The following is a 13,201-nucleotide window of genomic DNA, read 5'->3' as shown; positions in this document are numbered from 1 at the left end:
CCTTAAAACCGCGGCGCGGCCCCGGGGCACTGGGCCGGGCCCAAAAACCCGGGGGGTGGGGGCGGGGGTGGGGGGGGACTCGACCGGGCTTTCTTCCTGGGCCCGCCGCCTCAGCGCGGCGTGCCCGATCGCTTTGGCGCCTTAGCGGACGCTGGCGACCGCATCCTCGCGGCCATCGTTGATCGTCACCCAAACGCCTGAATTCTCAGTCGATTGACGCTTGAGATAGGTGTAGACCGTGTCGTTCCAGGCGAGCACTTTCGGCTCGAGGTTGTCGAGGATGAACTCGCCGAGGCTGGTGCGCACGGTGAGCACGGCATGGCCGTCGCCATTCGGCTGGCGCACCACCGTCATCAACAGATCGCCGGCCGGGATGCCGGCGGCCATCAACTCACGGCGCTTCTCCAGACCATAATCCTCGCAGTCGCCATAGCCATTGTCGGGGTAGGCCCAATATTCCTCGACGCCGTAATTCTCCAAATCGGTGCGCGGCTTGATGCGGGTGTTGACCGAATTGTTGATGTTGATGATCGTCGCCCACAGCTTGCGCGTCAGTTCGACCGGCGGTCCTTTCGGCGTCCGCTCGTTGCATTCGACCGGAATGCGCTGGCAGAAATCATAGTGACCGACCGGCTGAGTGGTGCGACCGCCCGTATGCATGAAAACCGGTCCCGCGCTTGCCGTGCCCCAGGCGGAAAGCTGCATCGCCATTGCCAAGAGCAACAGCTTGCCCCTCGTCATTTTCATTGTTGTAGTCTCCCCGTTTGAGGAGACTGTGCCACGTTGGGATTTATTTGACGCAAAAACCCGAAGCAGACATTGAGTAAAACGCCAGTAGAATAAGCATAAAAGTTGAACTATCGTGATCTTGGGTTATTCAGATTTGCGAGGCCCCGGCGGGGGGGGCGGCCGGCCAAAACCGGGCAACAAAAAACCGGCCGCTAAGGGCCGGTTTGCTTCGCTTGCGGGATGAGCCCGCGTGTGAGCAACTTCAGGAAAGTGTAAGCTCGACGCCTTCGCCCTCTATGACCGCGGCGCGTTGAATTCCTGGTCGAGCGTTTCCGGCCGCTGAATGACCGCGAATTCGATGGCGACGCCGTCCTCGAAATGGCGCACCACCTGACCGCGCATGGTTCCAAGCATGACCTGGATGCCGATCGCCGGCTTGACGTCGATCTCGATCGCCGCACCCGAGAGCGACAGGTCGATGATGCGGCACTGATACTGGCGCCCGTCGGTGAGCTGCAGGACGCTCATCGGATTGCGCGGCGCCACGCGCTCGTGGCGACGATCCTCAGGCAGGTCCAGCTCATGCTTGTTGGCAAGCCAAGTGAGCTGCGCGGCAAGCTTGTCCTTCTTGCGATCGGAAGCGATGACGGTCATTGCGAAACCGTCCTGCGACGTGCGCGTCACGATGCCCTCGACACGGCCGATATGGTCGATATAGGCGATGACCTTCTCGCCCGGCATGCCGATACGGTCGGTGCGCAGCGCGACGTTGCCGGGCGACATGTCGATCACCTGGCATGGATGCTCGGTGCGGTCTTCCAGCATGAAGCGCCCGTAAATCTTGACCCGGACACGCTGAAAGTTGCGCCGCTCAGCTCGTGACGGTGCAAATTCTACCGCCGCTGACCTCATGACTGCCTACACCCCATTGGCATTCCGCGCGACGATGCGTGGAATTTCGCCCGAAAAACTACAGCGAAGCAGGTTAACAAACGGGAAAAATCGGCCGCGAAAGCCCGGGCCTGGAGACACGCGCGACGCGGAAAAATCAGCCTCGAGGGACGTGAAAATCCCGCGCGGCCAAGCTCATTCGTGACGTCCGCCGTCGAGGACGACGAGGTGGCGGATGCGGCGCACGCGGCCGAGCGCCGAAATGGTTTCCGGGGGATCGAATTCGGATGGAACGAGTGAGGGAACCTCGATCGCTGGCCGGTTCTTCAGGAACATCGGTTCCTTGTCGGGATCTATCACCCGGATCGTGTCGATAAGCGCGTCGGCGAGCGGGTCGGCGCCAAGCCAGAACGGCTTTTCAGCGGTGCTGATAATGCCAAGGCAGCGCGGATTCTCGTGCCCCCCATCCAACGGCAGCGCCAGGAGCTCGAATTTGTTAGTGCGGCCGTTGCGGCTGAATCCCTCGTAAGTCATGAAAAGAACCGACTTCTGGTCGAAAACGCCTTGCATGAGCCGCGATACCAGCCGCTGGTCCTTCTCGCGCCACAGCGAAGGAAACGAGAAACCCTTGAGTTCGCGCCCGTAATAGGCGCAGAGCCTCGTGCCGGCCAGCCGGAACACTGCTTCGCCGCGCGTGTCGCGTTCGAGGATGAAGGTATCGGCCAGAAGCGACTTGATGTCGGCCGGCTCCACTTCCGATCGCTTCGGGGCGAGGCGGCCATCACGCAACTGGTTCCAATATTGGAACAGCGCGATCGATCCTTTTTCTTTCATTTCGATTCCGCTCCGCACAATCTGTCTTTTGATGTCCCATCGGCGAACAGACAGGGCGCCCTCCGATGACCTTCATGCGGTGCGGAGCAGGATGCGTGCCAGTATCGTTAACGTTTGTTCACGCCTCGGGGTCGTTAAGGTTAACAAATGGTTTACATTGCGCGCCGCCGAGGCCCGTGGCACACAAAAGTCACTCCAAAACGGTCGTTTCAGTAGCGATCGACAGCACTTCAGTCACGAGTTTACGGGGAGCAGGGGACTCGGCCGGCCGTTCAGGGAAATCCTGGACGGCCTTTTTTTGATTCGACCCTGTTCTGATTCGCCCCTTCGGCCGGGACGCTGTGGCGATTAGCCGTTTGTGATTCGAACGGGCGTGATCTACATGCTCGCCGAAACTCAACTCCCAAACCCGCGAAGGCGCATGAGCGAACCGGTAAGCCCCGCTGAAACCGAACCGCCGCCGGACGAGGCTCCCGAGCCGGGGCGCCGCGAACCGGTGTTCAACCTGCCGCCGGTGGTGTTGGCCGTGATCGGCATCTGCGCGGCTGTCTTTCTGTTGCAGCAATATGTCCTGGACGATACGCAGAACATGACGCTGCTCTACGACGGAGCCTTCATTCCGGTGCTCTACACCGGCAAATATGGCTTCGACTGGTTCCTGTTCACGCGTCCATTCACCTATGCGTTCATGCATGGCGGCATTGCCCACGTTGCCATCAACATGATCTGGCTTGCGGCCTTCGGCTCTCCGCTCGCCAATCGCCTCGGCGCGCTGCGTTTCGCCATATTCTATGCGGTGACCGGGCTGGCTTCGGTTGTTCTGTTCTGGGTGCTGCATCCCTACGGCGAGGTGCCGCTCGTCGGTGCATCGGGGGCGATTTCCGGCATGATGGGCGCGGCCGCCCGATATGGCTTCCGCATCGACCGGTCATCTGGCAGGGCGGCCTTCGCCGGCGAGCCCCTGCCGATTTCGGCCGTGTCGCGCTCGCGCGGCGTCATGACCTTTCTTGGCGTCTGGATGGTGATCAATCTGGCCACCGGCCTGCTCGGCTTCGCGCCGGGCGTTGATGGCCAGATCGCCTGGGAAGCCCATATTGGTGGCTTCATCGCCGGCTTCTTCGGACTGCGTTTCTTCGACCGCGGCTGGCTGGCGCCTAGTCCTTAGGCGCACTTGAAAAGCAACCAATCACGGCGCACGATGTTGCCTAAGCACCCGGTGTCTTCCTAGGGGCGCAGGGGCTCAGAAGCCGGTTGAGGCGGGGAGCCGGCGTCAAAGGCAGTGGAGGACGCCATGACGGTTAAGGCAATTCTTGAAAGCAAGGGCCATGACGTGTTCACGCTCGGGCCCAATGAGAAACTCAGCGAGGCCATTCGCATGCTGGCCGAGCACAGGATCGGCGCGCTCGTCATCACCAATGGCGACAGAAAGATCGTCGGCATCCTCTCGGAGCGCGACATCGTCAGGGTCGTGGCCAGGGAGGGCGCCGCCGCACTCGACATCGCCGTGCGCTCGGCGATGACGCCGAAGGTGAAGATCTGCAACGAAAACCACACGGTCAACGAGGTAATGGAGATCATGACGAAAGGCCGCTTCCGCCATCTGCCGGTGGAGAAAAACGGCCTGCTCGACGGCATCGTCTCCATCGGCGACGTGGTCAAGCGACGCATCGAGGACGTCGAGCGCGAAGCCGAGGAGATCAAGGCCTACATCGCCACAGCCTGAGCGGCAACAGCCGCCGGCTCCCAGCCGGCGGCGTAGTGCGCCCTATCGGTTGTCGAGCTCGGCACGGACGAGTTGGAGCCCGCGTCGGGTGATGCGGTAAAAACCGCCATTCGTCGAAGATACCGCTTTCTTGCGCCTTGGTTTTCGAAAGAGCTCCAGGTCGAAGCCAGGATAGCGCCAGCCGTCGCGGGTCAGGCACTGGACGGAGGCGATGTCCTGCTCTCGTTCTTTTCAATTTCGATACGCCCGCCCTGTGCGAGCAGGTGCAGGATGCGCTTTTCCCCACAGCGCCGCGCGTCCTCTCGGACGCGCAAAAGGACGCTGTGGCCCTCTTGGTTGGCGCATGATCCTTTCCGAAAATCGGTTCCGATTTTCCATTGGATAAAGTACCGGGAAAAACAACAAAAGCCGCCGCCGCGAGACCTCGCGGCACGGGATTTCAGGTTTTTTCCGCCCTGCCTCGCTTACCAGGTCAGGGCTTCACCGGAGTGAGGGTAAGTGGACATCCACTCTCCATTAGAAGGAGTGTCCTATAGGCGAACGTAGCGGAAACGGTCAGCGCGTGGGCTTTACGCTTGTCTCGCAGGGCCGTTTGCACTAGCGAAGTTTCGCATCCAAATATGCGCCTCATGCATATCCGCGAATTTCTAGGTACATAGCCTCCATGAGCATCATCGACACCCGCACCCCCGACGCGAAACGCCTGATCCCCGGCGCCACGGGCGACTGGGAGATCATCATCGGGCTCGAAGTGCATGCGCAAGTGATCTCACAGGCCAAGCTCTTCTCCGGCGCCTCGACGTCGTTCGGCGCGGCACCCAACGCGAATGTCAGCCTGGTCGACGCGGCGATGCCCGGCATGCTGCCGGTCATCAACGAGGAATGCGTCAAGCAGGCTATCCGCACGGGGCTCGGCCTCAAGGCCGCGATCAACCACAAGTCGGTCTTCGACCGGAAGAACTATTTCTATCCGGACCTGCCGCAGGGCTACCAGATCTCGCAGTTCAAGCAGCCGATCGTCGGCGAGGGCAAGGTGATCGTCTCGGTTGGCCCCGACCGCCAGGGCGAGTTCGAGGATATCGAGGTCGGCATCGAGCGCCTGCATCTGGAGCAGGATGCCGGCAAGTCGATGCACGACCAGCACCCGACCATGTCCTATGTCGATCTCAACCGCTCCGGCGTCGCGCTGATGGAGATCGTCTCCAAGCCCGACATCCGCTCGGCCGACGAGGCCAAGGCCTATGTCACCAAGCTGCGCTCGATCATGCGCTATCTCGGCACCTGCGACGGCAACATGGACGAAGGCTCGCTGCGCGCCGACGTCAACGTCTCGGTGCGCCGTCCGGGCGGCGCGTTCGGCACGCGCTGCGAGATCAAGAACATGAACTCGATCCGCTTCATCGGCCAGGCCATCGAATATGAGGCGCGCAGGCAGATCGCCATTCTCGAGGATGGCGGCAAAATCGACCAGGAGACGCGCCTGTTCGACCCGAACAAGGGCGAGACGCGCTCCATGCGCTCCAAGGAAGAGGCGCATGACTATCGCTATTTCCCGGATCCCGACCTTTTGCCGCTGGAGTTCGACGAGGCCTATGTCGACGCGCTCGCCAAGGACCTGCCGGAACTGCCCGACGACAAGAAGGCTCGGCTGGTCGATGTGCTCGGCCTGTCAGCCTATGACGCCTCGGTGCTGGTTTCGGAAAAGCCGATCGCCGATTATTTCGAGAAGGTGGCGGCGGGGCGTGACGGCAAGCTTGCCGCCAACTGGGTTATCAACGATCTCCTCGGCCAGCTGAACAAGGCCGGAAAAGATATTGAAAATGCTCCGGTTTCGCCTGAGCAGCTGGGCGCCGTGCTCGATCTGATCAAGGAAGGCACCATTTCAGGCAAGATCGCCAAGGACCTGTTCGAGATCGTCTGGAACGAGGGCGGCGATCCGCGCCAGCTCGTCGAGAGCCGCGGCATGAAGCAGGTCACCGACACCGGCGCCATCGAGAAGGCCGTCGACGAGGTCATCACCGCCAACCCGGACAAGGCCGAGCAGGCGCGCGCCAAGCCGACCATGGCCGGCTGGTTCGTCGGCCAGGTGATGAAGGCGACGGGCGGCAAGGCCAATCCGCAGGCGGTCAACGACCTCGTCAAGGCCAAGCTGGGCATCGAATAGGGCGATGTTCGTCCGTACCGCCAGCGAGCGCGATCTTGTTGCGGTCCGCGCGCTGCTGGTCGAGACTTGGCATGCGACCTATGACGCCATCTACGGCGCCGAGCGGGTTACGGCGATCACCGACGACTGGCATTCGATCGCCTCGCTCAAGGCGCGGCTGACGCGGCCGAATTCTGAGTTCCTGGTTGCTGACGACGGCAAGCGGCTCGGCGGCATGGCGTTCGCCGCCGCGACCACCGACCCGAAGATCGTCTTTCTGAACCAGCTCTACGTGCATCCGGCCTGCCAGCGGCAGGGGATTGGCCAGTCGCTGCTTGACGAAGTCGAGGCCAGTTTTCCGGAGATGGATACGCTGCGCCTCGAGGTCGAGGAAGCAAATGCCGCGGCGATCGCCTTTTACGAAGCGAACGGGTTCCGCCGGACGGGGAGGACCGCCGATTGCGGCGGCAATTCGGGATTGCCCGCGCTCATCATGGAAAAACGGCTTGGCTAGGTCGGGCACGCCCGATCATCGCGCGGTTTTGATTTGATCGCGCCGATCCGCCTGATGAAACCTGTTTCCCGCAGCGTCCGCACCCGCCACGAGGCAAGGGGCGCCGCCCGCCGAGGGGGACAACATGCCGAGCCTGCCGGAATTGATGCCGACCGAAGTGTCGGACGAGACGTTTGGCGGCGTGACCTATCACGTCGCCGGGGAACTGGTGCCCGTGCTGTCGGTCGACGTGACCAACATGCCGGTCTATTTCGAGCACCACATCCTGCTCTGGAAGAACACCACCATCACCATCGGCCTGAAGTCGCTGAGGGGCGCGCTGAAGCGGATGATCGCCGGCATGCAGATCTTCGTCACCGAGGCCTCCGGGCCGGGTGTCATCGCCTTCAGCCGCGACGGACCCGGCCATATCGTGCCAATCCATCTCCGGCGCGGCGAGGAGATACAGGTGCGCGAGCATCAGTTCCTCGCCGCCACCGCCAGCGTCGATTACAGCTTCGAGCGGGTGCGCGGGCTGGGAACGATGCTGTTCGGCCAGAGCGGCTTCTTCATCGACCGTTTCCGCGGTGAGACCGGTGACGGCATCGTCTGGCTGCACGGCTACGGCAACGTCTTCGAAAAGGTGCTGACGCCCGGCGAAACCATCGACGTCGAACCAGGCGGCTGGCTGTTCAAGGATGCCTCGGTGAGGATGGACACCAGGATCGACAAGCTTTCCAGCGGCTTCTTCGGCGCCGCCATGAATTTCGTCGTCAATCGCTTCACCGGTCCTGGCCGCGTCGGCATCCAGTCGATGTATCTGCATATGCCGTCGGAAGAGTAGGCGTCGCGGAGCGCAGCGGCGACACCCTGCGGATAGGCAGCCGATCGGCCGCGAGCGCTCAGGCGGAGGGAATCTCCACATTGTCGATCAGCCGCGTCGTGCCGAGCCAGGCCGCCGCGAGCAGACGGCCGTTGCGGTTCTGCTGCCAGGGTTCGAGCGTGACGCTCGCACGGGCGGCGACATAGTCGACCTTCCGGAAGCCCACGGAGATGACAGCCTTCGTGGCATCTTCGATGGCGTCGGCTTCATCCGCGCCGGCCGAAAGCGCCGCCGCCGTTCGGCGCAGGATTGCGTTGAGCTGGCGCGCGATGTCGAGCTCGGCGTCGCCCAGATAGGCATTGCGCGATGACATGGCGAGACCGTGCGCGTCACGCACGGTCGGCGCGCCGACGATCTCGACGGGCAGGTCGAGATCACGGCAGAGCTGCCTGACGACGCAAAGCTGCTGGTAGTCCTTCTCGCCGAACACCGCGCAATCGGGCGCCGCCTGCAGGAAGAGCTTGGCGACCACGGTCGCGACGCCGTCGAAGAAATTCGGCCTGAAGTCGGTCTCGAGACCGGAGGAGGGGCCGCCCACCGAGATCTTGGTGGCGAAGCCGGTCGGGTACATTTCCGCCACGCTTGGCGTGAAGGCGAGATGAGCGCCTGCCTCCCGCAACCGCTCGAGATCGCGCGTCAGCTGGCGCGGATACCTGTCGAGATCCTCCGTTGGCGCGAACTGGGTCGGATTGACGAAGATCGAGACGACGCAGCGGTCGGCCCGTTCGAGCGCGATCCTGACCAGTGAGATATGGCCGTCATGCAGCGCGCCCATGGTCGGCACCATGGCGACCCTGAGTCCGGCTAGGCGCCAGTTCCGGACCTGTACGCGAAGAGCGGCGACGCTGTCGGCGACGATTGGAGCGTTCATGTCTCGTCCTTGCCGGATGCCGTCGTGAAGACGTGGTCGGGGCCGGGAAAGGCGCGGCTGCGCACGTCGGCCGCGTAGCGCGCCGCCGCATCTGCTATCACGCTGCGCAAGTCCGCGTATTCCTTGACGAATTTCGGTACGCGGTCGACGGTCATGCCGACCATGTCGTCGATCACCAGGATCTGGCCGTCGCAGTCGGCGCTGGCGCCGATACCGATGGTCGGTATGGAAACGTGACGGGTCAACTTCGCGGCCACGGCCTCCATCGTGCCCTCTATGACGACCGCGAAGGCGCCTTCCTTTTCCACCGCCTCCGCATCGCGCAACAGGGCAGCGATGTTGTCCCGGGTGCGGCCCTTGATCTTGTAGCCGCCGTCCTTTTCCACAGACTGCGGCTGCAGCCCGATATGACCCATCACTGGTATTCCTTCGGCAACGATGGCCGCGATCTGGGCGGCCATGTCGACGCCACCTTCGAGCTTCACGGCCTGGCAGTCTGTTTCCTCGACAATGCGCCTCGCCGCCGCCACGGCCTGCGCCGGCGAGGTCTCATAGCTGCCCGCCGGCATATCGACCACCACGCAGGCATTGGCCGAGCCACGCATCACGGCCTGGCCGTGGGCGATCATCATCTCCAGCGAGGCGCCGAGCGTCGTGGCGTGGCCGTGCAAGACCATGGCGACGCTGTCGCCGACCAGGAGCAGGTCGACATGCGGATCGAGCAGGCGGGCGACGGGATAGGTATAGGCTGTGAGGCACACGATCGGCACGCCGCCCTTGCGGCGACGGATGTCTTCGGCCTTGATCCGGCTGTCGGCGGACGGATCACGGATCAATCGTCATCTCCCTCAAGGCGCGCCCGGAACGGGCAGGTCGAGCTTTAGAAAGCCGGGCAGCGCTTGGCAAGCGGCCCTGCCGCCGACGAAGCGGCTGCATCGATTTAGCGCACGAAGCATTGTGTTCCGGGAGAGGCAAAACTCTTGCCTTCGCGTTTGGGTGACGCCATAAGCAGGGGAAAGGCGCAGCCGCCGCCGCCGCGAGGATCTGGATGAAAACTTTCCTGCTGCAGTTTTTCACCTGGTGGAACAGCCAGACGCTCGGCACCCGCTTCCACACCTGGCGTTTCGGCAAGCGGGTCGGCGAGGACGAAGCCGGCAACGTCTACTATGAAGGCGGCGTCGATTCGGAAGGCCGCACCCGCCGTTGGGTGATCTATCGCGACTATTCGGAAGCCTCGAAGATCCCGCCGGGCTGGCATGGCTGGATTCATCACCGCGTCGACACGCCTCCCTCGAGCGAGAGCTACAAGGCCCGTGAATGGCAGAAGCCGCATCGGGCTAATCTCACGGGAACGCCCGGCGCCTATCGGCCGCAAGGTTCGATCCTGACCAACCAGCATCGCCCGCAAGTGACCGGCGACTACGATGCCTGGACGCCGGGATCGTAATTCTCCGGATCGCAATCCAAAGCGCCGCTTCGATCCTTTATCGCCACAATTGGCGTTTAGCTGCTTGCTGACTGCGCAGCCATGACTAGCCTTGGGCATTGAAGAATCACCCGGGCACAACCACCGGTATTTTGCATGAGCTCTTCTAAGCAATTACAGGAAAAGTGCGCAGCGGTTTTCCGTCCGGAATTGCGACCCAGGGTTCCGGGCCAAACCTCAAAGGCGCTGATCGCTGCGGCGTCTCTTCTGGTTGCCTCCACGGCAGGCTTCGCCGCCGCGCAGGCGCCGGCCCCTGCGCCGGCTGCCTCCGAGCGTATCACCAATCCGGTGGCCGAATTCGCTGGCATCGACAAGATCACCGGCCGCATCATCACCTTCGACGTCTATGTTGACGAGACCGTGCAGTTCGGCGCTTTGCAGGTCACGCCTCGCGTCTGCTATTCGCGGCCGGATACGGAGCAGCCGAAGACCGATTCCTTCGTAGAGGTCGACGAGATCACGCTCGACCGCAAGATCCGTCGCATCTTCACCGGCTGGATGTTTGCCGAAAGCCCTGGTCTCAACGCCGTCGAGCACGCCGTCTACGACGTCTGGCTCAAGGGCTGCAAGCAGAAGTCGGACGTGCCGCCGCCGACCGCGGCAAAGGCCGAGACAGACAAGCCGAAGACCCAGGCCGCCAAGCCCAAGGCTGCGGCACAACCGGCGCCCGAGCCGGCTGACGCTGCCCCCGAGCCTGCCGACGGCGATCCTTCCAGCACCAACTGATCCCGGAACCTGCCCGCCTTTGAGTCGTTCCAACTCGGCAAGGCGAGGAGGATCCACGATGACCGCCACGAAGCCGATCATGGCCAACAAGCAGGAGCTTCTCGACATCGAGAAGGGCTTCTGGACCGGCGATTCCGCCTATTATGAAGCCAATGCCGATGTGGAATGCCTGGTGGCGTTCCCGCAGATGGCGCAGGCAATGGCCAACGCCGATCTCGCAAAGACCGCCACCAAGCCCAACCGTTGGCGCGACCTCGACATCGAGCTGAAGGGCATGGTCGAGCCGGGCAGCGATATCGTCATGCTGACTTACGAAGCGCGCGCGACGCGTGAGAACGGCGAATCCTATGCCGCGCTGGTCAGCAGCGGCTATGTTCACCGCGCCGACGGCTGGAAGTTGATGTTTCATGCGCAGACGCCAATGGATGCGGCGCAGGGCTGAACTCAAGGATAGAAGATGGCCTCGCCCTTCAGCGCCTCGGTCAACAGCTTCTCATACTGGCCGCGCGGCACATCGATTGCGCCGAAGCGCTTCAGATGTTCGGTGGTGAACTGCGTGTCGAGCAGCGCGAAGCCGCGTGCCCTCAGCCGCTCGACGAGATAATAGAGGCAGGTCTTCGAGGCGTCGGTCTCCCTTGCGAACATGCTCTCGCCGAAGAACACGCGCCCGAGCGAGACGCCGTAAAGGCCGCCAACCAGGCGGTCCTCGCGCCAGGCTTCGACCGAATGGCAGTGTCCGAGGCGATAGAGCTCGACATAGGCTTCGCGGATCGGTGCGTTGATCCAGGTCGAGCGGCGCTCTTCACGCTTTTCCGCGCAGCCGTCGATCGTCGCCTCGAAATCGAAATCGTAACGTATCTCGAATGGGTGCTTGCGGATCGTCTTCTTGAGGCTGCGCGGGGCGTGGAACCCATCCAGCGGAATGATGCCGCGCGTTTCCGGCCGCACCCAGAACACTTCCGGGTCGTCGGCGCTCTCGGCCATCGGAAAGACGCCCGAGGCATAAGCCCTGAGCAGCAGGTCGGTCGGGATGCGATAGCCAGGCGCGTAGGGGCGGGTCATCGCATCCCCGTGCTATTCACCCTTGGCCAGGTATTTTTCCAGCCAGTGGATATCGTAGTCGCCATTGGCGATGTCGGGATTGCCGACAAGGTCACGGAACAGCGGCAGCGTCGTCTTGATGCCGTCGACGACGAATTCATCAAGCGCGCGGCGCAGCCGCATCATGCATTCGACGCGGTTGCGGCCATGCACGATCAGCTTACCGATCAGGCTGTCGTAATAGGGCGGTATCTTGTAGCCGGAATAGACACCGGAATCGACGCGGACGCCGAGACCGCCGGGGGTGTGGAAATGCGTGATCGTGCCGGGCGAGGGCGCGAAGGTGCGTGGATCCTCCGCATTGATACGGCACTCGATGGCATGGCCGTTGAACTTGATGTCTTCCTGCCTGACCGACAGCCCGCCGCCGGAAGCGACGCGAATCTGCTCATGCACCAGGTCGATGCCGGTGATCGCTTCGGTCACCGGATGCTCGACCTGCAGGCGGGTGTTCATCTCGATGAAATAGAACTCGCCATTCTCATAGAGGAATTCGATCGTGCCGGCGCCGGAATAGCCGAGATCGGCGATCGCCCTGGCGCAAATGCCGCCGATGCGCGAACGTTCCTCGGCGTTGAGCGCGGGCGAATTGGCTTCCTCCCAGACCTTCTGGTGGCGCCGCTGCAATGAGCAGTCGCGCTCGCCGAAATGCACGCCACGGCCGGCGCCGTCGCCGAACACCTGCACCTCGATATGACGCGGTTTCTCCAGATATTTCTCGATATAGACGGCGTCGTCGCCGAAGGCCGCGCCCGCTTCCGACTTTGCTGTCTGCAACGCGACTTCCAAGTCCGCTTCGGTGTGCGCCACCTTCATGCCGCGGCCGCCGCCGCCGGCGGAGGCCTTGATGATCACGGGATAGCCGATCTCGGCCGCAACGCGCTTGGCTTCCTTCTCGTCGCTGATCGCGCCGTCGGAGCCGGGCACGACGGGAATGCCCAGACGCTTCGCCGTGCGCTTGGCCTCGATCTTGTCGCCCATGATGCGGATATGGTCGCCGGATGGGCCGATGAAGGTGATGTTGTGCGCGGCGAGGATATCGGCGAACTTGGCGTTTTCGGACAGGAAGCCGTAGCCCGGATGGACGGCGTCGGCGCCGGTGATCTCGCAGGCGGCGACGATCTGGTGGATGTTGAGGTAACTTTCGCGCGAAGGCGGCGGGCCGATGCAGACGCTCTCGTCGGCGAGCCGGACATGCATGGCGTCGGAATCCGCGGTCGAGTGGACCACCACCGTCTGGATGCCGAGCTCCTTGCAGGCGCGCAGCACCCGGAGCGCGATTTCGCCGCGATTGGCGATGAGGATCTTCTGGAACATCTGT

General features: G+C 62.9%; 15 protein-coding genes and 1 pseudogene. 8 read left to right on the top strand and 8 right to left on the bottom strand.

The annotated features are described in order from the left end of the window. Nucleotides 1–141: 141 nt before the first annotated feature. The 3 genes from P9272_RS21295 to P9272_RS21285 all read right to left on the bottom strand — a co-directional run bounded on the left by P9272_RS21295 (nucleotide 142) and on the right by P9272_RS21285 (nucleotide 2,454). Complete coding sequence (locus P9272_RS21295; protein WP_128260831.1) at nucleotides 142–747, bottom strand: transglutaminase-like cysteine peptidase; 606 nt, start codon at nucleotides 745–747, stop codon at nucleotides 142–144. Between the two features lie 276 nt (nucleotides 748–1,023). After that, complete coding sequence (locus P9272_RS21290; RefSeq protein ID WP_095820716.1) at nucleotides 1,024–1,641, bottom strand: PilZ domain-containing protein; 618 nt, start codon at nucleotides 1,639–1,641, stop codon at nucleotides 1,024–1,026. A gap of 174 nt (nucleotides 1,642–1,815) precedes the next feature. Further along, entirely contained in the window at nucleotides 1,816–2,454 is a 639-nt protein-coding gene (locus P9272_RS21285) for a PAS domain-containing protein (RefSeq protein WP_278162058.1), read from the bottom strand. 421 nt (nucleotides 2,455–2,875) lie between these two features. On the opposite strand from P9272_RS21285, the gene P9272_RS21280 reads away from it, so the two are divergent. Both P9272_RS21280 and P9272_RS21275 read left to right on the top strand, forming a co-directional pair. After that, on the top strand, nucleotides 2,876–3,619 hold the full coding sequence (locus P9272_RS21280) for a rhomboid family intramembrane serine protease (protein ID WP_128260833.1): 744 nt from the start codon (nucleotides 2,876–2,878) through the stop codon (nucleotides 3,617–3,619). 126 nt (nucleotides 3,620–3,745) lie between these two features. Next, nucleotides 3,746–4,177 (top strand): CBS domain-containing protein, encoded by a 432-nt coding sequence (locus P9272_RS21275; protein ID WP_128260834.1) that lies wholly within the window; start codon nucleotides 3,746–3,748, stop codon nucleotides 4,175–4,177. A 42-nt stretch (nucleotides 4,178–4,219) separates the two neighbouring features. Here the strand turns inward: P9272_RS21275 and P9272_RS21270 are convergent. Then, nucleotides 4,220–4,491 (bottom strand): annotated as a pseudogene (locus P9272_RS21270) (YjhX family toxin). Nucleotides 4,492–4,841: 350 nt separating this feature from the next. Here P9272_RS21270 and gatB point away from each other — a divergent pair. From gatB to P9272_RS21255, 3 genes are all read left to right on the top strand, one after another. Continuing rightward, nucleotides 4,842–6,341 carry an Asp-tRNA(Asn)/Glu-tRNA(Gln) amidotransferase subunit GatB gene (gatB, locus tag P9272_RS21265; RefSeq protein ID WP_278162057.1) on the top strand — a complete coding sequence of 500 codons (1,500 nt, stop codon included), beginning with the start codon at nucleotides 4,842–4,844 and terminating at the stop codon, nucleotides 6,339–6,341. Between the two features lie 4 nt (nucleotides 6,342–6,345). Continuing rightward, on the top strand, nucleotides 6,346–6,834 hold the full coding sequence (locus tag P9272_RS21260) for an N-acetyltransferase (RefSeq protein WP_278162056.1): 489 nt from the start codon (nucleotides 6,346–6,348) through the stop codon (nucleotides 6,832–6,834). 124 nt (nucleotides 6,835–6,958) lie between these two features. Next, nucleotides 6,959–7,657 (top strand): AIM24 family protein, encoded by a 699-nt coding sequence (locus tag P9272_RS21255; RefSeq protein WP_128260837.1) that lies wholly within the window; start codon nucleotides 6,959–6,961, stop codon nucleotides 7,655–7,657. A gap of 58 nt (nucleotides 7,658–7,715) precedes the next feature. Here P9272_RS21255 and panC read toward each other — a convergent pair whose 3' ends face one another. Beyond that, complete coding sequence (gene panC, locus P9272_RS21250; RefSeq protein WP_278162055.1) at nucleotides 7,716–8,567, bottom strand: pantoate--beta-alanine ligase; 852 nt, start codon at nucleotides 8,565–8,567, stop codon at nucleotides 7,716–7,718. Next, nucleotides 8,564–9,403 (bottom strand): 3-methyl-2-oxobutanoate hydroxymethyltransferase, encoded by an 840-nt coding sequence (gene panB, locus P9272_RS21245; RefSeq protein ID WP_128260839.1) that lies wholly within the window; start codon nucleotides 9,401–9,403, stop codon nucleotides 8,564–8,566. Before panB ends, panC begins: the two co-directional genes overlap by 4 nt. A 212-nt stretch (nucleotides 9,404–9,615) precedes the next feature. Here panB and P9272_RS21240 point away from each other — a divergent pair, with 212 nt between their 5' ends. The 3 genes from P9272_RS21240 (at nucleotide 9,616) to P9272_RS21230 (ending at nucleotide 11,221) form a co-directional block, all read left to right on the top strand. After that, the gene (locus P9272_RS21240; protein ID WP_128260840.1) at nucleotides 9,616–10,014 is read left to right on the top strand and encodes an NADH:ubiquinone oxidoreductase subunit NDUFA12; all 399 of its coding nucleotides are present in this window, start codon (nucleotides 9,616–9,618) and stop codon (nucleotides 10,012–10,014) included. A 135-nt stretch (nucleotides 10,015–10,149) separates the two neighbouring features. Beyond that, nucleotides 10,150–10,779, top strand: a complete 630-nt coding sequence (locus P9272_RS21235; RefSeq protein ID WP_278162054.1) for a DUF2155 domain-containing protein — start codon at nucleotides 10,150–10,152, stop codon at nucleotides 10,777–10,779. A 58-nt stretch (nucleotides 10,780–10,837) separates the two neighbouring features. Further along, nucleotides 10,838–11,221 (top strand): hypothetical protein, encoded by a 384-nt coding sequence (locus P9272_RS21230; RefSeq protein ID WP_128260841.1) that lies wholly within the window; start codon nucleotides 10,838–10,840, stop codon nucleotides 11,219–11,221. Between the two features lie 2 nt (nucleotides 11,222–11,223). Here P9272_RS21230 and aat read toward each other — a convergent pair whose 3' ends face one another. Further along, nucleotides 11,224–11,841, bottom strand: a complete 618-nt coding sequence (aat, locus tag P9272_RS21225; protein ID WP_128260842.1) for a leucyl/phenylalanyl-tRNA--protein transferase — start codon at nucleotides 11,839–11,841, stop codon at nucleotides 11,224–11,226. Between the two features lie 12 nt (nucleotides 11,842–11,853). Next, complete coding sequence (accC, locus tag P9272_RS21220) at nucleotides 11,854–13,197, bottom strand: acetyl-CoA carboxylase biotin carboxylase subunit (RefSeq protein ID WP_128260843.1); 1,344 nt, start codon at nucleotides 13,195–13,197, stop codon at nucleotides 11,854–11,856. Nucleotides 13,198–13,201: the final 4 nt, after the last annotated feature.

Origin of the sequence: Mesorhizobium sp. WSM4976 (assembly GCF_029625685.1) — a bacterium.
Classification (GTDB): domain Bacteria; phylum Pseudomonadota; class Alphaproteobacteria; order Rhizobiales; family Rhizobiaceae; genus Mesorhizobium.
Note: the sequence above shows the minus strand (reverse complement) of the source record. Positions and strands in the feature narration are given on the sequence as shown.